Consider the following 22,469-nt stretch of genomic DNA (forward strand, 5'->3'; position numbering starts at 1 on the left):
ACTGTGAATAACATTAACTCAATCAACTGGATTTCCTGGAGTTTAGTTTTAATTGCGGCTATTAATAGCGGAATCGGTAACTTATTACTGAAAAAATCTCGCCTAGAAGCTCCCGACCCAAGTTTATTAACCCTGTTATTATCTCCTTGGTTTATGGCAGCTATTATCGTTTATGGGATTAATTTAATTGTGTTTGCCAAAGCTCTTGATAGTTTACCCGTTTCTACCGCCTATCCGGTATTTGCAGCCATTGGTTTTAGCTTAGTGGCATTAATCGGAAATCTTCTATTGGGAGAGCGTTTTGGCTTGAATCAAATGATCGGATTAGGTTTAATTGTTACTGGAATTATTGTTATGTCTCGTTAAATAATTGATTGTTTTCAATACCATGAAAATACCAAAATCAGAGGATTCTCCATCAATATTAGAAACCCATGATCATCAAACCAATCCAGAATTTGTTCCTGTGAAATCCTCAACTTTGCTCCCCCTAATTAAACTAATTCGCCCCCATCAATGGACAAAAAATCTATTTTGTTTGGCGGGACTTTTATTTGGGGGAAGACTGTTACAACCCCAGGCAATTCTGTTATCAATATTAACGGTAATTTTTTTCTCAGCTATGGCATCGGCAGTTTATATTTTTAATGATATTCAAGATCGGGAACGCGATCGCCTACATCCGAAAAAAAAGTATCGTCCCATTGCCAGTGGTCAAGTTTCTATTAAAACCGGATTAGCGATCGCATTCTGTTTAACAACGGTTTCCCTTTTAGGTGCTTATGGGTTAGGAATCCCCACATTAATCTGTGTTTTACTCTATGGGATTAATAATATTATTTATTCTATTAAACTCAAAAACATACCCCTATTTGATGTTAGTTGTATTGCCTTTGGCTTTGTTCTGAGGCTATTAGCTGGAATTTATGCGTTGGGAGATATGCCGACGGCTTGGATTGTTTTATGTACGTTTTTTCTGACTCTATTTTTAGGATTTTCTAAACGGCGTTCGGAATTATTATCTTTATTACATCTTCAAATCAATCAAGAAAGTTTTTATTCTGAAACATCCCTACAGCCCGAGCTAAAATCACCTAATTCCGAACCTTCTTATTTAGAGTTATTCTATCAACGGGGAAGCAAAAACCAACAACGTCCAGTTCTTTCTCAATATACCTTACCCTATTTAGATTCTCTCCTGAATAGTACGGCAACTATGACGATTATGTGCTATGCTTTGTTTACAATAAAATCGGGTAAAAATCCCTCTTTAGTGATTACGGTTCCCATTGTTTATTATGCGGTGATGCACTATAAATGGTTAGTGACGGTTTTAGCCGATGGAGAAGAACCTAGCCGGATTTTAATTCAAGACCCGACGATTAAATGGAGTTTAATCATCTGGCTCATTTCCTATTTAGTTATTCTCTATTTTAATATTCATTTATTTGATTAATTCGGTTTCACTCTTGTTGTTGCACTTCACTCCTCAATTTTTCTTAATATTTCAGCATTAATCACAACTGTTTCTCCCCTGAAAAATTACCCATTACCCATTACCCATTACTTATTCCCTGACAATTTTCAGACATTCTCCAAATCATCTATGATTGAATCAGAGTAGATTAGCTGGAACTTTTAGGACTTAGACAATGGTATCTCCCGAATCCTCATCAATGTCTTCAGATTCAACCTTAGCACCCCTCAAAACCTGGCATACCTTGAGTGCTGACAAAGCTCTCCAGATCCTAGATACCGATAGTGAAACCGGGTTAACGCCACAACAGGTGACTCGACGCCAACAACAGTATGGTCTGAATGAATTAAAAGAAGCTCCGGGTCGCAGTACCTTGGAGATTTTATGGGATCAGTTCACGAATATTATGCTCGTGATGCTGATTGCCGTAGCCATTGTATCCGCCGTGATTGATTTTCGCAAAGGCAACTTTCCCAAAGACGCCGTTGCTATTTTTTCAATTGTGATTTTGAATGGGATGTTGGGCTACTTCCAAGAAAGCCGGGCAGAACAGGCTCTAGCCGCCCTAAAACGAATGTCTTCCCCTAGAGTTCGGGTGATGCGGGACGATAAAATGCTGGAACTGGCCGCGAAAGAACTGGTTCCAGGAGATATCATGTTTCTGGAGGCTGGGGTGCAAATTCCAGCCGATGGTCGCCTAGTGGAAGCCCAAAATTTGCAGGTGCGAGAAGCCGCCTTAACGGGGGAAGCAGAAGCGGTAATTAAAAAACCGAGTATGGAATTAGCTGAAGATGCCCCTCTAGGCGATCGGCTTAATATGGTATTCATGGGGACGGAAGTGATCCAGGGACGGGGACAAGTCGTCGTCACCAATACGGGAATGACCACGGAACTCGGACGCATCGCGGAAATGATCCAGGGGGTAGAAAGTGAACCGACTCCCCTACAACAACGGATGACCCAGTTAGGAAATGTCTTAGTGAGTGGGTCTTTAGCTTTAGTTGCTTTGGTAGTAGTTGGTGGCGTGATCAGAACGGGCAGTTTTCAGAGTTTAGAAGATTTATTAGAAGTGTCCTTGAGTATGGCGGTGGCCGTTGTTCCCGAGGGTTTACCGGCGGTGGTAACAGTTACTTTGGCGATTGGGACACAAAGAATGGTCAAACGCCATGCTTTAATTCGGAAACTCCCGGCGGTGGAAACCTTGGGTTCTGTAACAACAATTTGTTCGGATAAAACCGGAACTCTCACCCAAAATAAAATGGTGGTGCAATCGATTCAGACCTTTGATCAAGTGTTTCAAGTCACGGGAGAAGGGTATGATCCGGTGGGGGAATTAATACCGATAACCTCGGAACAAAATAACACAATTTCCTCAGAGTATAGGATTTTAGAGCCTCTTTTAACAGCTTGTGTTTTGTGCAATGATGCTCAATTACAACAAGATGATCATAAATGGATGATTCTAGGAGATCCCACGGAAGGAGCGTTATTATCCTTAGCCGGAAAAGCTGGTTTATTTAGAGAGATTCAAAATCACAAAAACCCTCGTGTTGCTGAAATTCCTTTCTCCTCAGAACGTAAGCGGATGAGTGTCATTTGTCAACTTCCAGACGCTGAACATTCAGAATGTGTGATGTTCACGAAAGGCTCACCGGAGTTGATTTTAGCTCAATGTACTTCTGTTTTAGTTGGTAATCAAAGTGTTTTTTTAGCAGAAGCAGACCGTCAACGAATTCTCGAACAAAATAACGAAATGGCGGGGAAAGGTTTACGGGTTTTGGGATTTGCCACCCGATCTTTAACACTATTACCCCTCGAAGGGGAGGAAGAAACCGCCGAACAGGAATTAGTTTGGTTAGGGTTAGTCGGAATGTTAGATGCGCCCCGTCCTGAAGTTCGAGAAGCGGTTAAACTCTGTAAAGAAGCGGGCATTCGTCCAGTGATGATTACTGGAGATCATCAATTAACTGCAAAAGTAATTGCTCAAGATTTAGGCATTGCTGAATTAGAGAGTTTAAGTTTAACCGGTCAAGAATTACAGAAATTAACTCAAACTGAATTAGAGCAAAAAGTTGAACAGGTGAGTGTTTACGCCCGAGTTTCTCCTGAACATAAACTGCGGATTGTTCAAGCGTTACAAAAAAACGGCGAATTCGTGGCGATGACCGGGGACGGGGTGAATGATGCTCCGGCTTTGAAACAAGCAGATATCGGTATTGCCATGGGAATTACCGGAACCGATGTGAGCAAAGAAGCCAGTGATATGATTTTATTGGATGATAACTTTGCTACCATTGTCGCGGCGACCGAAGAAGGGCGAGTTGTTTATAGTAATATTCGCCGTTTTATTAAATATATTCTTGGTAGTAATATTGGGGAAGTGTTAGTGATTGCTTCTTCTCCCTTATTGGGTTTAGGGGGTGTTCCCTTAACCCCTTTACAAATTTTATGGATGAATCTTGTTACCGATGGTTTACCCGCTTTAGCCTTAGCCATGGAACCGGCTGAACCTGCGGTCATGCAGCGTCCTCCCTATAGCCCTCGAGAAAGTATTTTTGCGCGAGGATTAGGGTTATATATGATTAGAATTGGAATTATTTTTGCTATTTTAACCATTGTTTTGATGCTGTGGGCCTATGGCGAAGCGGAAAGTAGTGGGAATCCTGAACGTTGGAAAACCATGGTCTTTACGACTTTATGTTTAGCCCAAATGGGTCATGCGATCGCCGTTCGTTCTGATACTCAATTAACCATCCAAATGAATCCTAAAACTAACCCCTATTTGTGGGGTGCTGTAGGATTAACAACAGTGCTTCAGTTGCTCTTAATTTATTTTCCTCCCTTCCAAAGTTTCTTTGGAACTCACTTTTTAAACTTCACTGAATTATCAATTTGTCTTGGTTTTAGTGCCTTAATGTTTATCTGGATTGAAATGGAAAAACTGGTTTATAAGTGGTGGATCAATCGTCGCTAATTGATGTGAAAAATAAAATCCGTATTGACCCAGATTGACGTTTGACGGGGTTAGTGGTAGGTTTGCACAAGAACAAAAGGCACACCGAAATCAGCCAACAATCAATACAGTGGGGATAAATAGTATCCAGTGCCGTTTATTCCCATCCCCTTTGGTGTAGTCCTGAGTTGGGAACTTCCTATCCTCGCTTTCGGTGTGAAGTAATGGTCTATCGCCAGACTCAAATCTACTATCCTAGTAAGCTGTTGGGCGCCTAAAGTGTATAGTACAAAATCGTGGAATCATTGCAGTGCGAGCGTCCCTGCTCCCTAAGATATAAAATTTAAGTGCGTAACAGCTTATTCCAAATTATCGAACTAGAACATTCCATCAGGAATTTCTATTCCTGTGTTTTAGTGTTTCCTGTCCCCTACCATAAATCCCTCCAAAAATACTTATGACTTACTTGAATCTGATTTCATTTTTGGGAATTTTTGGCCTTTGCTTTATTGCTTGGTTATTTTCAGAAGATAGACGAGTCGTCCCCTGGCGAACCATGGGTTTAGGCATTGGCCTACAATTAGTTTTAGCCTTTCTAGTCTTTCTATTTCCACCTACAAGAACGGGCTTAGAATGGTTTAGTAGTCTTCTCGATAGTTTGTTTTATGCCGCTGATACCGGGGCTAGATTCGTATTTGGAAAAAATATTGTTCCCATTCCCGGGCAAACTCCCGATGTCAATATAGGTTATATTTTTGCCTTTAGAGCCTTACCCACGGTGATCTTTTTCTCGGGTTTAATGGCGCTATTATATAACTTAGGGGTGATTCAAGTCATCACGAATGTTTTTGCTAAGTTATTTTATAAGACCATGCGCTTAAGTGGAGCAGAAGCCCTAAGCGGAGCAGCTAATATTTTTGTGGGAATTGAAGCCGCCATTGTGGTTAAGCCCTATTTAGAAAAGATGACCCGTTCCGAACTCTGTGCGATTTTAACCTGTTGTTTCGGAACGGCAGCTTCCTCCACTCTTGCCATTTATGTAAGTTTTTTAAAGCCAGTTTTTCCTAATATTTTAGGACATTTAGTTTCCGCTTCAATTATGGCAATTCCCGCCTGTTTTGTGATCTCTAAAATATTAGTTCCTGAAACCGAAAGACCCCTCACTTTAGGGATGCTACCGGAGGAAAAACCAGAAGAAAACTTAATCACCCATGAAGATGAAAACCATGAATTACAAACCGTTGGCGGAGAATTAATTGATCAAATTAGCCCTTTAGATTCAGCCATTATTGGGGCATTAGATGGTGTAAAAATGTCCGTCGCCATTGCTGCCATTTTAATCTTAATTTTGGGATTACTGTCCTTAGTTAATCAATTTTCAGCTTGGTTGGGTTTATTACCCAGTCCAGTCGGAGACTTTTTTCAAGTTGTCACTTTAGCCAATATTTTAGGATTTATTTTCTATCCCTTGACCATTTTAACGGGAATTTCCTTTGATGACTCTTGGACAGCTTCTGTGATTATTGGTCGTCGTTTATTAGAAACAGCCATTCCCCCCTATCAAGCCTTAGCAGAAGCCGCGAAAGCCGGGTTAATTACTCCTAGAACAGTGTTAATAGTTAGTTATGCTTTATCCGGTTTTGCTCACGTTGCTTCCGTGGGAATTTTCGTCGGCGGAATGGTGGGTTTAGTTCCTTCGCGCCGGAAAGATATTTCCCAACTGGGTTGGAAAGCCCTATTTGGGGGAACCTTAGCCACGATGATGATTGCCTGTTTAGCTGGATTCTACGATAACGGCAATCCTAGCATCATGGGAGAACCGGCGGCGACTCCTCCGGCCGTCAGTACCCCCGCCGCCCCAAATACCACGGTTTCCCCAGCCCCAACTCCCGCCCCGACAGCAGCCCCAACGGTCAGTCCTTCTCCTAAACCGACCCCTTCTCCCTCTCCTAGATCTTAATACAGCAAGGGAGCAGGGGAGCAGGGGGGGCAGGGGGGGCAGGGGGAGCAGGGGGAGCAGAGTATAACCTATTCCCTATTCCCTATTCCCTATAACCTATTCCCCGTTCCCTGTTCCCTGTTCCCTAACCCTAACCAAAAACACAACATTAACACCTGATTTCACTTACATGACGAACATTGTTCTCACCCTTAGTATTGTTATTCTGGCCTTAATTGCCTTTATTTTTGAGTGGCTTCCCGTTGATTTAACAGCCCTTACCGTTACTGTTATTTTAATGGTTTTAAAGTTAGTCACACCCGATGAAGGAATTTCTGGGTTTGGTAACTCCGCCACCATTACGGTGATGGCAATGTTTATTTTAAGTGCTGGAATTACAAGAACTGGGGTCGTACAAACTGTTCGAGATTGGTTATTGAAATGGGGAGGAACTACAGCTAGTCAACAAATTTTAGTCATGGGATTAATTGTTGGCCCGATTACGGCTTTTATTAATAATACGGCTGTTGTTGCAATTTTCTTACCGATTATCGAAGATTGGTGTCGCAAGCAAAAAATTTCCCCCTCTAAGTTATTAATTCCCCTATCCTATTCGACGGTTTTGGGGGGGATGATTACGGTGATTGGAACTTCAACAAACGTTTTAGCCAGTGGTATTTCCAAACAAATGGGATATGGGGAATTTCAGTTATTTCAGTTTACCGTATTAGGAATTATTACTTTTACAATTGGGATTATTTATCTGGCGGTGATTGCTCCTCGACTCTTACCTGACCGCAAACCCGCAAATTTTGATATTTTGCAAACCGAATATGGGTTAAAAGATTATGTAAGCGAATTAGTCATTACCCCCCGTTCTAGCTTGGTCGGACAAACGCTTAAAGAAAGTGAAATTCAACGCAAATTTGACTTAGATGTGTTGGAAATCATTCAAAATAATATCCGGTTTGCTCAACCTTTAGCAGATAGAATATTAAAGGTCGGAGATATTTTAATTGTTAGAAGCAGTCGCGAGGATTTACTCAAAATTAGAGATGAAAAAGGGTTAGATATTCTGCCTGATGTTAAATTTAAGGAAGAATCTTTAGAAACTATTTTGAGTTCTGGACAGGAAAAAATAGCTGAGGTTTTGATTTTATCCAATTCTCGATTAATCGGCACTACTTTAAAAGATTTAAGATTCCGTCAACGCTATAACGCCACGGTTTTAGCCATTCGTCGAGGTTCGGAATTAGTTCAAGGGCGATTAGGAAAAGTAACCCTCCGATTTGGAGATTTACTATTACTTCAAGGGCCAAAACAAAGTTTTATTGGGTTACAAACCACCCGAGAACTTCTGGTTTTAGAAGAACGAGATGTGGAAACACTGAGACAGGATAAAGCCTGGATTGCCCTGGCGATCGTTTTGGGGGTTATTGTTCTGGCGGCTTTTGAAATTATGCCTATTTTAGTGAGTGCTTTAGCAGGTGTAATTTTAATGGTTATTACCGGATGTCTCAAACCCGGAGAAATTTATGGCTCTGTCCGTTGGGATGTGATCTTTCTATTAGCAGGATTAATTCCTTTAGGAATAGCCATGAATAAGTCCGGTGCAACTCAATGGTTAGCGGATACTTTAGTTGGTTTGGGAGGAGATTTATCCGGGTATTGGATATTATTATTATTCTATATTGCTACATCTATTCTGACAGAAATTCTTTCAAATAATGCCACGGTGGTTTTAATGCTTCCCATTGCGGTAAAAGTTGCGGTTGCATTAAGTTTAAATCCCTTTGCTTTTATGTATGCGGTAACTTTTGCCGCTTCTAATAGTTATATGACTCCCATTGGTTATCAGACGAATACAATGGTTTATAGTCCTGGGGGCTATAAGTTCTTCGATTTTACCCGGGTGGGTGCTCCCCTGAGTATAATTTTAGCTATAGTTACCCCCTTATTAATTATTTGGCTGTATGGATTATAGTAGTAAGCCCTTCAGGGCTAACGGTTTTTCCTATTGCCTTTTGAGTATAAATTAGGATTACTATAAAAGGATTTTAATATGAAAAAATCAGCAATTTTGTCGGGTTTAATCGGGGTTTGTGTGGGGGATGCGTTGGGTGTTCCGGTGGAATTTACCAGTCGCCAAGACCGTCTAAAAAACCCCATTACAACGATGACTGGCTATGGAACCCATCGACAACCGCCGGGTACTTGGTCGGATGATAGTTCCTTAATGTTGTGTTTAGCAGATAGTCTTTGTCAGGGCTATAATTTAAAAGCGATCGCAGCCTCTTTTTGTCGTTGGCGCTATCATCAAGAATGGGCAGCAAATGGGCTTGTATTTGATATTGGAGGAACCACCAATAACGCAATTAAAAACCTGCAAAATGAGGTTAATCCCGTAGAAGCTGGAGAAACCGATGAACGCAGTAATGGTAATGGTTCCTTAATGCGAATTTTACCTATGGCCTATTTATATTCTTCGGTATCATTCTATCAATTAATCCAGTGGGTGCATGAATGTTCCTGTTTAACCCATGGTCATCTCCGTTCCCAAATTGCCTGCGGAATTTATATTAGTATTGCGGTTAAATTACTCCAAGGATTAGATCTAAAATCCGCCTATCTTCAAGGAATAGAAGCCATAAAACCCATTTATTATCATCCCAGTTTAACCATAGAATCTTCTCGGTTTGACCGGGTTTTGAGGGGTAATATTGACCAGTTATCAACCGATGAAATTCAATCGGGGGGTTATGTGATTCATACTTTAGAAGCCTCATTATGGTGTTTATTAACAACATCTTCATACCCGGAAGCGGTTCTTAAAGCCGTTAATTTAGGGGAAGATACCGACACCACAGCCGCCGTCACAGGAGGTTTAGCCGGAATTTATTATGGGTTGAACAATATTCCTTCAGAATGGGTAGAACAAATAGCCCGAAAAGATGATATTATTGCCCTAGCTAATCGATTAGAACAAACCCTTGAGTGATGCTCTAAAATAATATTAACTCTGATTAAAAATGACTCAAATTGCCCTCTTTGGAACCAGTGCAGATCCTCCCACTTCAGGACATCAAGCGATTCTGCTTTGGTTGTCTCAACGGTTCGATAAAGTTGTGGTTTGGGCATCGGATAATCCCTTTAAAACCCACCAAACTTTATTAGAACATCGAATGGCAATGTTATCATTATTAATTGCGGAAATTAACGCCCCGAAAAAAAATATTGCTTTGCATCCTGAACTCAGTAGTCGCCGCACCTTGGAAACCCTAAAAGGGGCTAAAAATTACTGGTCTGATGCGGATTATACTTTAGTCGTGGGTTCGGATTTAGTTCAACAAATTCCCCAGTGGTATCAGATAGAAACCCTATTAAAACAGGTAGAATTATTAATTATCCCGCGACCGGGTTATCAGGTGATAGAAATGGACTTAGATCACCTCAAAAAATTAGGTGCGACCTTAACTATTGCTACCATCACAGGTTTACCAGTTTCCTCCAGTCACTATCGCCAAACGGGTAATATAGAAGTTTTAACGACCCCGGTACAAGATTATATTAACCGAGAAAAATTATATGAATAAAACTTTGATCTTAGAAGATTTTAAAGTGGGTGTTGATAATGTAATTTTTTCCGTTGATACCGGACAAAATCGCCTATTAGTTTTATTGGTCAAACGAAAAGAAGAACCCTTTATCGAGACTTGGAGTTTACCCGGAACTTTAGTTCAAAAAAGAGAATCTTTAGAGGATGCAGCCTATCGAATTTTAGCGGAAAAAATTCGGGTTGAGAATTTATATTTGGAACAATTATATACCTTTGGAGGGCCAGAACGTGACCCCAGAGAAGCCCCAGATTCCTATAATATTCGTTACTTATCCGTGAGTTATTTTGCGATCGTTCGGTTTGAAGAAGCCGAATTAATTACCGATAGAGTAACCGGAATTGCTTGGTATCCCATTGATCAAATTCCTCATTTAGCTTTTGATCATAATCAAATTTTAGACTATGGTTATCGTCGATTAAAAAATAAATTAGAATATAGTCCTGTGGCTTTTGAGGTGTTACCTGAATTATTTACATTAGGGGATTTATACCAATTTTATACTACTATTTTAGGAGAAGGATTTTCCGATTATTCTAATTTTAGAACCAGGTTACTCAAGTTAGGATTTCTCTATGATACCGGGGTGAAAACATCCCGAGGGGCGGGTAGACCAGCAAGTTTATATCGATTTGATGCACAAGCTTTTGCCCCCTTAAAAGATAAACCCTTAGTGTTTGTTTGAATTTAACCTTGAACTAATGTATACTAACATCTGAGTTTTCACCCCTGCGATCGCAAAACCCATTAAAGCCCATGACCACCCTCAACACTATTTGGCAACAATTTACCCTACAAAATCTACTACTCTACCAATGGCGTAATAGTAGTTTTCTCTACCAGATCACAGGATTTTTGCACCAATGGCGACAGGGAAGTTGGTTATTACAGTGGGGGGAACCCTTGGGGGCATTATTAATTAGTATTGTATTTTGTTTGGCTCCGTTTGTGGGAACGGCATTAATCGGGGTTTTATTAATTGCTTGTGCCGGATGGTGGTTATTATTAACCCTAACGGATGAACCCTCACAAACTGCCTTTACTCCCATACATTTAATCGTTTTATTATATTGGGGAATTGCCACCGTTGCCACGGCTTTATCTCCGGTTAAAATAGCTGCCTTTAGTGGCTGGACGAAATTAACTCTTTATTTAATTTTATTCGCTTTCATGTCGAGAATATTGCGATCGCCGAAAGTTCGCTCAATTTTTATTACCCTATTTTTACACACAGCTTTATTCGTGAGTGTCTATGGTTTAAGACAGTGGTTTTCGGGTGCAGAAGCCTTAGCTACTTGGGTTGACCCCACCTCTGCCCAATCTAACTTAACCCGGGTTTATAGTTATTTAGATAACCCGAATTTATTAGCCGCCTATTTGTTACCCGCAGTCGGTCTAAGTTTGGCTGCATTCTTTGTTTGGCAAGGCATTTTACCGAAAGCCCTAGCATTAACCATGATTATTGTCAACTCCTCCTGTTTAGTCTTAACCTTTAGTCGAGGAGGCTGGATTGGATTAGTGCTATTAATGTTTACTTTTTCAGTCTTATTATTATATTGGTTAAGTATTAGTTTTCCTCCCTTTTGGCGACAGTGGGCTTTACCGATGGGATTAACAGGATTAACCCTTTTTCTCGTCTTAGCAGTGGCATTTGTTCCTCCTGTGCGCGATCGGGTGGCGAGTATGTTTGTTGGACGGGGAGATAGTAGTAATAATTTTAGAATTAATGTTTGGATGGCAGTCATTGAAATGATTAAAGATCGTCCGATCTTAGGAATTGGCCCGGGAAACGTGGCTTTCAATAAGATTTATCCTCTTTATATGCAGCCTCGTTATACGGCTTTGAGTGCCTATTCCGTGATGTTAGAAGTGGCAGTTGAAACTGGAATTATCGGTTTAAGTTGTTTTCTCTGGTTATTAACCGTAACCTTTAATCAAGGATGGGTGCAATTAAAACAACTCCGAGCTTTAGGAAATACCCAAGGATTTTGGTTGATCGCAGCCATTTCTACCTTAATAGGACTGATAGGTCATGGTTTCGTTGATACGGTTTTATATCGTCCCCAAGTGAATACTTTATGGTGGTTAATGATCGCTTTAATTGCCAGCTATTATCAACCCAAGCCTCAGATTTTAGCGGATGAAGCTTAGAGGAATGAATAAATTTGGCTCTTAGGGTCTAGGGATCACAGGGAAGACCTACGGAAAAGGGGATGTAACAATTAAAGCCCTAGATATCCACCCATTTGCGGTCGGGGAGAAATAGTAATAATAATCGGTTTAAGTAATTTTCCTTAGAGGATCTTCCATTTTTAAGAAAAACCTGTATTATATTGAAGACGAACAATGAGAAATCTTAAACCTGCCTTAATAAGCAAGGGAAGGTTCTGCTTTCTCAATGGTATAGAAATCAAAAGTCTGCAACTGAATGACTGCAACTCAGTTCAAACTGTTGTGGTGCAAACTTGAATAGTTAAATCTCTATTCTGGTTGAATTTCTAACTTACCATTTAGGAACATTCCTGAGATTAGGGTATATTTTTTCTCAATCTTGTTACTCACCTACTTTCAATTTTCTTGAGATCTCCTATGAAAAAGTTAGCTCTAGTGTTTGCAGGTTTAGCCATAGCTTCTTCCAGCTTATTAACTGCTTGTGGCGGCGCTCCCAAAGAAACTACTCCTTCTCCCGCAGCCACAACTCCCCCTCCGGCGGCTCCCGCTCCCGCCCCTGCTACCCCCGCTCCTGCTCCCAAAAAATAGGAGAAATGATTTTAAGGGGTTAAAATTGATTTCCTCTCCTATGAATTAGGGGGGGAATTTTTCACGACTCATAAGTAATTTGCTCCGATTTATATTGGGGGGGTTCAACGTGAATTAGAATTCTGACGGGGCTAAATTCTTGTCCTAATGCTGCTTCTACTGCTTCTGTAATACTGTGGGCCGTTTCTACATCCGTTGCTTCCACAATTAAGTGCATTTCAATAAAAACCTGTCGTCCAATCATCCCACGGGAGGCAATATCATGGCAGTTTATCACCCCCGGAACAGACATCACAATTTCTTTAATGGTTTCCGGTGCAATCACCATTTGATCTACCAACCAAGGCAAATTTTCCTTTAAGACACTCCAACCACTTTTAAATACTAATAATGCCACAGGAAAGGCTAAAATCACATCTAAATATTGTAATTTTGGCAAATTCCACACGGTTCCTTGCCAAATCCCAATTAATCCAGCAATCACCATAATTGTCACCCAAACATCACTCATTGTATGTTTAGCATCTGCTATTAAAATCGCACTGCCTAAACGCTTTCCCGCCGCTCGCTCATAATAAGTTACGAAAATATTAATTCCTAAAACAATTAATAAAATCCATAATTCATTAGGAGAAATTGTCACTGGTTCACCACCTTTAAACACCCGTTTTATGGCGCTACTGAAAATTTCAAAACAGGCTATTCCTAAAAATACACCAATTCCCAATGCTCCCAAAGCATCGAATTTTTGATGTCCATAGGGATGTTCACGATCGGGGTGGGGAGAGGCAAAATGGTTGGTAACTAATCCTAAAACATTATTAGCACTATCGGTGACACTATGCAGGGCATCAGCGAGTAAGCTCAAAGAACCTGTCATGTTGCCTACAATCACTTTAATCATCATTACTAACAGGTTTAAACCCAGTGTTAGCAATAAAACAAATTGAATTTTTGAACGATTATCCTGAACCATAAAATTTTTCCTTTTAAGTTTTGACGGTGATCAAAAACTTTTTTTAATATATCACCCTGTTTGTATTAATCTGACTATTGAGATTAATTTTCACTAAAAATATAAAAGTTAATTGAGGTTAATTTCACGGTAAAATTAGATTAAAGGATTTCAATTATCGTTTTAAATCGTTATTCTATGTCTATTCCTCCACTCACAATTAATTTAACTCAGGGTTCTGTTTCCCTGCGTTTTACCCCCGCAGCGGCTCAGAATTTAAAAGGGGTACTGGATGAATTAATGCAAAAACTCAAAATGGTGGCGGCAAAAACTGCTTCAGGTGGCGGTAAACCCACCCCTCAAAAGCCAATGGAATATCAATATACCGGAGATGTGTTTTTAGAGGTTTTCTGTAATCCTAATATTTGGCCGAGTCCTTTTGCAGCGAAAGTCTTAATTACTGTCCGGGATGAACGGATTAAACTGACCACGGAAGCCGAACTCACCCGGATTATTGATGACGTGAATCAATACCTCGACCAAGTGAGGGAATAAGCTGTTAGAATATACGGGAAAAATCGGTCTACTTCAGACTTTCTCCCAAAAATCCCCATAGCAAGATGGCAAGATTGCCGTCCTGCTCTACTTGAAGAATTTTTTAACTATATGAATGCTGAACAATTAACCGACTTATGCCATCAGGGATTTCAAGTTACCCTGGGTGCGACATCTTCCCTCATCGAGATCCTACAAAATCCTGATAAGCGCCATGAGAATTTCGGGAAAATTCAGTCCCAGTTTAGCGAGTTAGTCCAAGAATGGGCTGAAAAAGGAAAAACTACTGAACAGGAAGCTCGAAATTTTGTGGATACAATTCTCTCCCAGGGTTCGCAGAATCTTAATACAGAAACAATAACCGTAATCACAGAAACTGAAGTTGTTACCTCCACGATTCCCCCTGTGTCAGACCCAGGGCCCGTCAAAGAAATTCAAGAACTTACAACCCAAATTTCCGAGTTACGAGATGAATTAAGACGTCTGCGAGAATCCAATACTTTTGACTAATTGGGACGAGAAAAAACCAGGAAAAGCCGTCGCAGAACGACGGGGTTTTAAACCTAGATTTCCGATAAACTACGCTTCCACAACCCAACTGATGGAAATCAGAATCGACATGAATCGGGTTCAAAATTGTGGGGCGGGTTTATCGTTATAGCTATATTTATTGATATCTAATTGCAGAACCCATCCCGAAATTGTTCAACTTCATGTTGCAACCGATATCCCATCGCACGCACTTAAATTTTAACTTTATTCTTGACCCCGGCATCTCAGAGTCACTTTCCTTTATTTAGGCCAGAAGGATAAACCCTCTGAAATCAGACCAATCGGTAGAAGCAGTCCTAAGTTCTTTTATTTCAAGCATTTAAGATATTTTGAACTTAAAACAGCCGGGAAAGGGCTTTAAAGGATCGCGATTCTAGTCCCTCAATCTACCTGAATCGGCAGGCAAATCAGTTCTCAACCGCAGGAGTCAGCACTGAGCAAACTTAATAATGTCTGAAAGATTTTTTTTGTTTTCAAATTTCATTGGGATTTTAGTCGTTATCCCAGGTTTCATGACCAATCAGGTCGCCAATTCGGTCTCGGAGTAAGAAGTCGCATTCTTCTAACTCACACTCTACACAAGCCCATTCCCGCGCGGGAATATATTGGCAGAGTGTATAGATGGGTTGCTGACGGCTCACAACCCCCTTATTGACGAGTTGGCGGGCTTCGTCTTTGATCACATCTAATGAAAATTGGACAGTTGTGTAAGTCATAATTCGCCCTCTTTGGCGTTGCCGGAGAAGTTTTTGGCATCACATTCAGTGTAATCTAAAAATTGATTTTAGGAAATATTTTTTTTTCAGTATAGGCCAATACAAATACCTGGGGTTTTCCCATAACAATATGCAAAGTCACTGGACGGAAGCCCATGACATAGGTTAAGCATCAAGTCTTCATTCAAGATACTGGGTTATTCTTAAATTCCGATTAAATTCCCCAAAGGACTTTTAAGGCAATCTCCTGGGCTGCGGGAGTCTGACCATAGGAGAAAACATAAGGAGTTTTGGGGGAAATTTGGGGCAAAAACTGTTCCAGGGTGTAGGGACTCCCATAAATCACCAAAGCTTGTAAATGATTCTGTTTTAAGAGAATACTTAACCAATTCTGAGCAATTTGTGTTAATCCTGAACTATCACGGAAGGCATTAGCTCGAATAAAAATTTGCAGCAAGGTGGGTTCAGAATTAATGCTAAATAAGGATTCATTGCCTAGATCTCCAACGGTTTGATCATGACAATCAATTAGTTGTAAGCGATAACCCAACTGAGTTGGACGGGCGATCGCTGGGGTATGATTTCCTAAAATAGAACAATTAAGTAAATCATCCACAATCACTAAATTTCGTAAGGGTTGAGGTGGGTTCGGAACCCCTAAAGGCAAAATTCCCCCCTGTTTGAGAGAATCCTGCAAAATGGTTTGAACCAGAGCTTGAGAAGATGGTTGAGATAGAGAATAAAATAATATCTGGGGATCTTGACTAGGGGGAGAATAGGGTTGATCAGGGCGCCAGTCGGGGAATACCTTCGCCTTCGCCTGCCTAATTCGCTGTACGGAGGCTTCAATCCGTTCCCGGGAAATCCTGCCCTCCTTCACCGCGGCACAGACCGCATCAATGGTGACTTGGGGATCAAGGGGCATTAATAAAACATCAGCCCCGGCTTCTACAGCTAAAATTGCGGCTTCTTCGGGAGTATAAAGTTTTGCGATCGCCCCCATCACCAAAGCATCCGTCACCACTAACCCCTGAAAGCCCAACCGTTGCCTTAACTGTTCCTGAACAATCACCGGGGATAAAGTAGCGGGATTTTTACTATCCCAAGCCGGGATCAACAAATGAGCCATCATCACCGAATCCACACCCGCAGCAATACTGGCCACAAACGGAGGTAATTCGACTTCAGCTAAACGGGGATCACTATGGGGAATTACAGGTAATTCCAAATGGGAATCAATCGCTGTATCCCCATGACCGGGGAAATGTTTCGCCGTAGTTAACACCGGATATCCTTGACATCCCCGAATAAAAGCCGTCGCTAAGTTACTGACTCGTTCCGGGGTTTCCCCAAAAGAACGGACATTAATCACCGGATTTTTAGGATTATTATTCACATCAACCACCGGAGCCAAAACCCAATTTAAGCCCACCATTAGGGCTTCTTGGGCTGTAATTGCCCCCATTTTTTCGGCATAAAATTCCGCTTGTGACCGGGATTGATCCGCTAATGCACCAATCGCCATTAAGGGCGGAAACCAAGTCGCCCCGGCAAAGCGCTGACCGACCCCTTCCTCCACATCGGCCGCCACCAATAGGGGAAATTTAGCCCAGGACTGCAACAACTGAGTTCTAATCGCCAACTCCGCCGCACTACCATCGACCAAAATCACCCCACCCACACCCAAGTCATGTAACCAATGCTCTAATCTCTGTGCTGGAGGTTCCCAAAGGGAGTAACGAATTTGATGATCAAACAAAAAACCAGAGGCACGAACCACAACCATCTGGGCAACTTGTTCAGCGAGAGAAAGAGTCATATTCAGTGATCAGTAATCAGTTATCAGTTATCAGTTATAACAATGGGTAATGGGTAATGGGTAATGGGTAATGGGTAATAGGTAATAGCAAGAGTTTACCCCCCCTGCCTCCCCTGCCTCCCCTGCCTCCCCTGCCTCCCCTGCTCCCCCTGCTCCCCTGCTCCCCTACTCCTCCTCCCCCTCCCCCTCCTCATCCGGTTTCCGGTTCTGGGAGAGTTCGTTTAATAGAGTTAACATTTTGTCGCCCCGTTCCAGAGAACGATCTTCTAAAAAAACCACTTCTGGAGTCCGACGCAGACGGACACGTTGACCTAGAGAAGAACGAACATAACCCGTTGCTGATTTTAAGCCTTCCATCGTCTCTCGTCTGGCTTCTTCGGTGCCATAAATACTGACAAAAATTTTGGCGTGTTGGAGGTCGCCGGAAACATCGACATCGGTAATACTCACCATTCCGATTCCAACCCGGTCATCTTTGATCCCATCCAGTAATATCTGGCTGACCTCCCGTTTAATTTGTGCAGCCACCCGGGAAACTCGGCGATCTGTAGCCATAATTACTACCCCCTCAAACGGTCTTTTTCTTGCATACTCTCAAGTTTAACGTGGTTATTTCTCTTTTTCACGACAAAATCCCGATGAATGAAGGGACAAAGCCCCGTGATATCTTACAAGAAAATTAATTTTTAGGTTGATCAATGGAAAAAGAGTTTGAAATCCGACAAAAAGTCAGGGTGATAGCGATTCCTCCCTTTGTGAAAACAGCAGAACCCATGCCGATTTTACGTCCATCCAACGTGATTAAACTCGGTGAAGTTGGCATTGTAATTGACAGACGACCCGGTGGCTATTGGGGGGTTTTATTTGAGAAAGGAGCCTTTTTAATTGATAGCCAGTATATTGATGGGGTGAAATCCTGAAACTTTCTGAACTTTAGCCAACAAACAAAGTGATGCCACCCGTTGATATAGATGGCATCACCAGAATCAAAGGATGATTCTCCGACTCACGCGCTTACCACAAACCACGGACTGGGGGTGGTGCTGGTGGCAGGGGTGGGGGTGGGGGTGGGAGNTCTTGTAGAGAACAGCCACCTTTGCCAAATTGAGAAGCCTTCTTAAACAGAGAATCGAGATTCCCCGCTAGGCCTTTGACTTTATCAACGGTATCGGGAATATTAGCGACATCAATATACATTCCCGGGACGGGATAGTAACTGACAATATCTAAGAAGGAGAGCTTACCATCTTCACTCAGGGCATTGATTAGAGCCGCCCGAATCGCTTTACCATTAACCGCTTCGGTGCTGTTTGGGATTCCTGGTTTTCCACGATGGGTTCTAATTGTTGTCCCAACGGTATTGGTTAACTCTTGACCTTCTGGGGAATAGAGAATGCAAGCAAAGGGAACTAAATCAAAGCCGACTTCTAAGGTCATCAGACCGCGAAGGGTATCCGGCTCAATTTTGGAAGCCTTAACGATTTGGCTAATCGTTTTGGTCATTTCCCCGGTTTCAGCGAAATTCTTTAATTCACTGACCAAGATCGGGACTTGGAAGGGGCCGTAAGTCAGAATTACGCGATCTTCCCCACAGAATACCGTACGATCCGGGTTAGGAAAGTCGGCAATCGGTGAAGGAACTTTGGCATAATCCGATGATGGCGGACAGGCTCCCGGATGGTGAGCTTGGGCTTGGGGAATGGGTACAGCAGCGTTGCTAATCAATGCTCCAGCCAGTACCCCCAAAATCCATTTTGGTTGTGGTCTTTGAGGTTTTGGTATTTTCATCTATGCTTAAAAGAGATAGTCAAATATCCCACTAGACGCTCAAAACAACGACGGGAAAAACCCAGTATTGCAATTGCGCTTACTTTCGTGTTTTGACTTAATAGCTTAAAGGGTGTTGCTCAGTTTCACAAGGGCAAAGTCGAATTTTTTATCAAAAATTGGGAATCGGACATCGAAAATTCTCTGTGGGTGGGGGGTGTAGGCAACAAGAAAGTTAATTCCCCAGATCAACTAGGGTAACAAAATTAATAGGGATTTCAGAGCTTGCATTGCTAACAGCAGGACAACTGTACCTGCAATCAGAATTGTGGCGGGAACTAAAACAGCTTGTAGACGGCGCAGGGTTTGTTCAAGTTCCTCCTCATAGTAATTTGTCAGTTTTTGCAGGGCTAAATCTAATTGTCCTGTAGCTTCCCCTGTCCGTAACATTTGCAGGGCTACCGCAGGTAAACGACCTTCTAGGCTTTGACTGAGGGTTTTTTCGGCGGGAATTTGACCTAATGCAATGGTAATAGTAGCTTTCATTTCCGATTTAGGAATATGAGCGCGAACCAATTCTAATCCAGCTAACAAGGACATCCCACAACTTAAGGGTAGTTTTAATTCTCCCAAATACAACATCATCCGGGCGGTGGAAATTTTTTTAATCATTGATAGCCGAGGCAAAATTTTAGGAATAGCTAATATAGTGATCGCGAAAATTCCTAATACTAAAAACCACCCTCTACCCGATAAACCCGATAAGTAACAAAGGGTGAGAATCAACAGGATAATACTAATACCTGTGGTAATTGCCGCCAGGGTTACAGACCGATATAGATTTTGATGGCGAGCTTTTCGTTCTTCGATCTCGGAAATTCGATAGCAAATTTCGGGTAACATTCCTTGAGATTCGCCCAAGGAAATTAGACCAATTGTCCACCGATCAAAATATCGGGATGCTAAAGCCAAGGCTGAAGCTAAATCGCTCCCCCTTGATGTGGCTGCTGTCATTTTGTTGAGATAGCGTCCGAGTTGCGGGTAGCTATCTTTCCCCACCAAAGTTAAGCTCTGTTCTACAGTTAAACCGGAGTTTAACAAGGTTGCTAATTGAAAGAAAAAAAGAGCCTTTTCGCGGGGATTCATTCGTGAACTGGGTATGACTGCACTGGGCGGAGCTTGGACTGAATGCTCTATTTTGCCAAAAAGGAACCCCAGAAGCAAGACTTTTTGATAACCCAAGGTAGTAAGCCCTTCAGGGCTATCTTTTCCTAATTGAGTTAAGAGAGCCCTGAAGGGCTCACTACAAACGTAGTAAGCCCTTCAGGGCTCTCTTTTCCCAATTGAGTTAAGAGAGCCCTGAAGGGCTCACTACGGGAGTCAGTGTGGATTATTTTTTAACTTTAAATTGACTCGATTTCGATGAATAACTGCTTCCGCAGAATTGGGTTGCATTTCTAACGCGACACCATAGGAACGGTTAGCATCCTGATAGCAATTCATCTGTTCAAAAGTCATGCCTCGACGAATCCAAGCTGCATAATAATCGGGTTTTCTTTGAACAATTTTATCATAAACACTTAAGGCATCCTGATAGCGTTGGGCTGATTCTAAGGCGAGTCCCCACTGTAACCAAGTCCCATAGGAATCTGGCCAAATTTTAACCGCTTGATTAAAGGCTTCTGCGGCTTCGGAATATTTTTGAACCGCTTCTAAGGTTTTCCCTAAATGTACCCAGGCTTCAAAATTATCCGGTTGGACTCGAATCACTTTTTTATAAGCAATAATCGCCTCATCATAACGTTCTAATTTTTCTAAGGCTTCCCCTCGTTGCAGTCCGGCTTTTGTGGCTAATGCTGTATCTTCTGTGGTCATTTGTACCACTTTATCATAGGCAATTAAGGCTTCTTCAAATCGATCTAATTTTTCTAAGGCTTCCCCTCGACCATTCCAAGCATCCATGAAGTCCGGTTGAATTTGTAGGGCATTATCATAGGCGATAATTGCTTCTTGATATTGTCTTAATTCACACAGGGCTTTCCCTCGACCTAACCAAGCTTCGGGAAAATTAGAGTTTAATTGAGTGGCTTTATCAAAAGATGCGATCGCGGCTTGATATTGTTTCAGTTCTAATAAAGTTTGAGCGCGACTAATCCAAATAGCCGCTAAATCGGGATTGATTTGTAAGGCTTGATTTAAGCAGGTTAAGGCTTCTTGATGCTGTTGACTATTTAACAAAGCCATACCTTTATAAAACCAAACTTCATAATCCTGGGGTTGCAGTTGAATTACCGTATCATAGGAGATAATGGCTTCTGAATAGCGGCGGATTTTTTGTAAGGCAATTCCTCGATTAAACCAGGCTTGATAACTTTTGGGTTGCAGTTTAATCGCTTGGTCATAGGAGTTAACAGCATCGGCATATTTTTGTTGACTTAATAGCATTTCACCCCGATTAAACCAGGCTTCATAATTGGCAGGTTGCAGTTGAATTGAACGATCATAGGAAGCCACGGCATCGGCATAGCGTTCTTCATTCATTAAAGCATTGCCTTGATGATACCAAATTGCGGAAATATTGGGTTTAATTTCAATAGCCCGTTTATAAGAAGCCGCCGCCGCTTTATATTGAAATAGGGCTTCTAATGCCAACCCCCGTTCATACCAAGATTCAAAATTTTCGGGTTCAATCGTAATCGCTTTATCAAAGGAGGCAACTGCTTCTTCAAATCGTTCTAATTTAGCTAAAGCAATGCCTCGAAATGTCCAAGCCCAATAATCTTCGGGTTTAATTTTAATCGCTCGGTCATAGGAAGCTAGGGCATCTTTATAACGTTTGAGTTTTCTTAAACTATTTCCCCGTCGTAACCAGGCGGAATACCAATTGGGTTTAAAATTAACAGCTTGATCATAACGTTCAAAGGCAAATTCATAGCGTCCTAATTTATAGAATCGATTGCCTTGATTATATTGTGGCCATGCTTTAAAAATGCCTAAAAACCCTAATCCCGAAGCGGGGGGAGTTTGTGGGGAGGCTTCCACAGGAAATAAGGAGGAGGTTAATTCTTCCGACATGGGATGGTTGACTCCTGACCATTGAGTGCTAATAGTTCAATTCTACTAGGGTTCCAGTCTGACTGTTGCAATGTTTCTTCCCTTATCAAATTCTAAGAATTTTGTCAAGTCTTAGGTTGTAATCAATTATTTGTATTTATTATATTAAAAATTTTTGATTTAAATAAAACTTATGAGAAAACTCTGTAAATTTAGGGCATCATGATCACAGAAGGTACAAACCTTTGCTAAGGACTTGATTCTGGCCAGATATCTTGTTGCTTAGGCTTTGAAACCTTTAATCTCTG

At 41.6% G+C, this 22,469-nt stretch carries 21 protein-coding genes; 14 read left to right on the plus strand and 7 right to left on the minus strand.

Annotation, left to right across the window (positions count from 1 at the left end; all coding sequences use genetic code 11):
* Positions 1 to 3 precede the first annotated feature (3 nt).
* From PL11201_RS11360 to PL11201_RS26445, 10 genes are all read left to right on the plus strand, one after another.
* Entirely contained in the window at positions 4 to 366 is a 363-nt protein-coding gene (locus tag PL11201_RS11360; RefSeq protein WP_234996668.1) for a DMT family transporter, read from the plus strand.
* Positions 367 to 388: 22 nt separating this feature from the next.
* On the plus strand, positions 389 to 1,456 hold the full coding sequence (locus tag PL11201_RS11365; RefSeq protein ID WP_079678768.1) for a UbiA prenyltransferase family protein: 1,068 nt from the start codon (positions 389 to 391) through the stop codon (positions 1,454 to 1,456).
* A 196-nt stretch (positions 1,457 to 1,652) separates the two neighbouring features.
* A complete protein-coding gene (locus PL11201_RS11370; protein ID WP_079678770.1) occupies positions 1,653 to 4,451 on the plus strand; it encodes a cation-translocating P-type ATPase in 2,799 nt (932 codons plus the stop codon).
* A 436-nt stretch (positions 4,452 to 4,887) separates the two neighbouring features.
* Positions 4,888 to 6,390 (plus strand): NupC/NupG family nucleoside CNT transporter, encoded by a 1,503-nt coding sequence (locus PL11201_RS11375; RefSeq protein WP_079678772.1) that lies wholly within the window; start codon positions 4,888 to 4,890, stop codon positions 6,388 to 6,390.
* A gap of 169 nt (positions 6,391 to 6,559) precedes the next feature.
* Positions 6,560 to 8,353, plus strand: coding sequence for an SLC13 family permease (locus PL11201_RS11380; RefSeq protein ID WP_079678773.1), 1,794 nt, complete (start codon positions 6,560 to 6,562; stop codon positions 8,351 to 8,353).
* 78 nt (positions 8,354 to 8,431) lie between these two features.
* Entirely contained in the window at positions 8,432 to 9,367 is a 936-nt protein-coding gene (locus tag PL11201_RS11385; RefSeq protein ID WP_079678775.1) for an ADP-ribosylglycohydrolase family protein, read from the plus strand.
* A 31-nt stretch (positions 9,368 to 9,398) separates the two neighbouring features.
* The gene (locus PL11201_RS11390; protein ID WP_079678776.1) at positions 9,399 to 9,962 is read left to right on the plus strand and encodes a nicotinate-nucleotide adenylyltransferase; all 564 of its coding nucleotides are present in this window, start codon (positions 9,399 to 9,401) and stop codon (positions 9,960 to 9,962) included.
* Positions 9,955 to 10,668, plus strand: a complete 714-nt coding sequence (locus tag PL11201_RS11395) for an NUDIX hydrolase (protein WP_079678778.1) — start codon at positions 9,955 to 9,957, stop codon at positions 10,666 to 10,668. The genes PL11201_RS11390 and PL11201_RS11395 overlap by 8 nt, the downstream gene beginning before the upstream one ends.
* Before the next feature lie 71 nt (positions 10,669 to 10,739).
* Positions 10,740 to 12,134, plus strand: a complete 1,395-nt coding sequence (locus tag PL11201_RS11400) for an IctB family putative bicarbonate transporter (RefSeq protein WP_079678779.1) — start codon at positions 10,740 to 10,742, stop codon at positions 12,132 to 12,134.
* A gap of 438 nt (positions 12,135 to 12,572) precedes the next feature.
* Positions 12,573 to 12,743 carry a hypothetical protein gene (locus PL11201_RS26445; RefSeq protein ID WP_159451532.1) on the plus strand — a complete coding sequence of 57 codons (171 nt, stop codon included), beginning with the start codon at positions 12,573 to 12,575 and terminating at the stop codon, positions 12,741 to 12,743.
* A gap of 61 nt (positions 12,744 to 12,804) precedes the next feature.
* Here PL11201_RS26445 and PL11201_RS11405 read toward each other — a convergent pair whose 3' ends face one another.
* Positions 12,805 to 13,719 carry a CDF family zinc efflux transporter Cdf31 gene (locus PL11201_RS11405; RefSeq protein WP_079678781.1) on the minus strand — a complete coding sequence of 305 codons (915 nt, stop codon included), beginning with the start codon at positions 13,717 to 13,719 and terminating at the stop codon, positions 12,805 to 12,807.
* 177 nt (positions 13,720 to 13,896) lie between these two features.
* Between PL11201_RS11405 and PL11201_RS11410 the strand changes: the two genes are divergently transcribed.
* The 3 genes from PL11201_RS11410 (at position 13,897) to PL11201_RS26450 (ending at position 14,914) form a co-directional block, all read left to right on the plus strand.
* Positions 13,897 to 14,253: a hypothetical protein gene (locus tag PL11201_RS11410; protein WP_079678783.1), complete on the plus strand. Its 357-nt coding sequence runs from the start codon at positions 13,897 to 13,899 to the stop codon at positions 14,251 to 14,253.
* A gap of 111 nt (positions 14,254 to 14,364) precedes the next feature.
* Positions 14,365 to 14,763, plus strand: coding sequence for a hypothetical protein (locus PL11201_RS11415; protein ID WP_079678784.1), 399 nt, complete (start codon positions 14,365 to 14,367; stop codon positions 14,761 to 14,763).
* Complete coding sequence (locus PL11201_RS26450; RefSeq protein WP_159451533.1) at positions 14,756 to 14,914, plus strand: hypothetical protein; 159 nt, start codon at positions 14,756 to 14,758, stop codon at positions 14,912 to 14,914. Before PL11201_RS11415 ends, PL11201_RS26450 begins: the two co-directional genes overlap by 8 nt.
* Before the next feature lie 382 nt (positions 14,915 to 15,296).
* Here PL11201_RS26450 and PL11201_RS11420 read toward each other — a convergent pair whose 3' ends face one another.
* The 3 genes from PL11201_RS11420 to rbfA form a co-directional block, all read right to left on the minus strand.
* A complete protein-coding gene (locus PL11201_RS11420; RefSeq protein WP_079678785.1) occupies positions 15,297 to 15,521 on the minus strand; it encodes a DUF4327 family protein in 225 nt (74 codons plus the stop codon).
* A gap of 214 nt (positions 15,522 to 15,735) precedes the next feature.
* On the minus strand, positions 15,736 to 17,340 hold the full coding sequence (locus PL11201_RS11425) for a glycoside hydrolase family 3 N-terminal domain-containing protein (RefSeq protein ID WP_079678786.1): 1,605 nt from the start codon (positions 17,338 to 17,340) through the stop codon (positions 15,736 to 15,738).
* 165 nt (positions 17,341 to 17,505) lie between these two features.
* The gene (rbfA, locus tag PL11201_RS11430; protein WP_079678787.1) at positions 17,506 to 17,895 is read right to left on the minus strand and encodes a 30S ribosome-binding factor RbfA; all 390 of its coding nucleotides are present in this window, start codon (positions 17,893 to 17,895) and stop codon (positions 17,506 to 17,508) included.
* 143 nt (positions 17,896 to 18,038) lie between these two features.
* Between rbfA and sipA the strand changes: the two genes are divergently transcribed.
* Positions 18,039 to 18,260: a regulatory protein SipA gene (gene sipA / locus PL11201_RS11435; protein WP_079678788.1), complete on the plus strand. Its 222-nt coding sequence runs from the start codon at positions 18,039 to 18,041 to the stop codon at positions 18,258 to 18,260.
* 94 nt (positions 18,261 to 18,354) lie between these two features.
* On the opposite strand, the gene PL11201_RS11440 is transcribed toward sipA, so the two are convergent.
* From PL11201_RS11440 to PL11201_RS11450, 3 genes are all read right to left on the minus strand, one after another.
* Complete coding sequence (locus PL11201_RS11440) at positions 18,355 to 19,128, minus strand: alpha/beta hydrolase (RefSeq protein ID WP_079678789.1); 774 nt, start codon at positions 19,126 to 19,128, stop codon at positions 18,355 to 18,357.
* A 231-nt stretch (positions 19,129 to 19,359) separates the two neighbouring features.
* Positions 19,360 to 20,253 (minus strand): type II secretion system F family protein, encoded by an 894-nt coding sequence (locus tag PL11201_RS11445; RefSeq protein WP_079678790.1) that lies wholly within the window; start codon positions 20,251 to 20,253, stop codon positions 19,360 to 19,362.
* A 234-nt stretch (positions 20,254 to 20,487) separates the two neighbouring features.
* Entirely contained in the window at positions 20,488 to 22,182 is a 1,695-nt protein-coding gene (locus tag PL11201_RS11450; protein WP_079678791.1) for a tetratricopeptide repeat protein, read from the minus strand.
* Positions 22,183 to 22,469: the final 287 nt, after the last annotated feature.

This window comes from Planktothrix sp. PCC 11201 (assembly GCF_900009135.1).
Taxonomy (GTDB): domain Bacteria; phylum Cyanobacteriota; class Cyanobacteriia; order Cyanobacteriales; family Microcoleaceae; genus Planktothrix.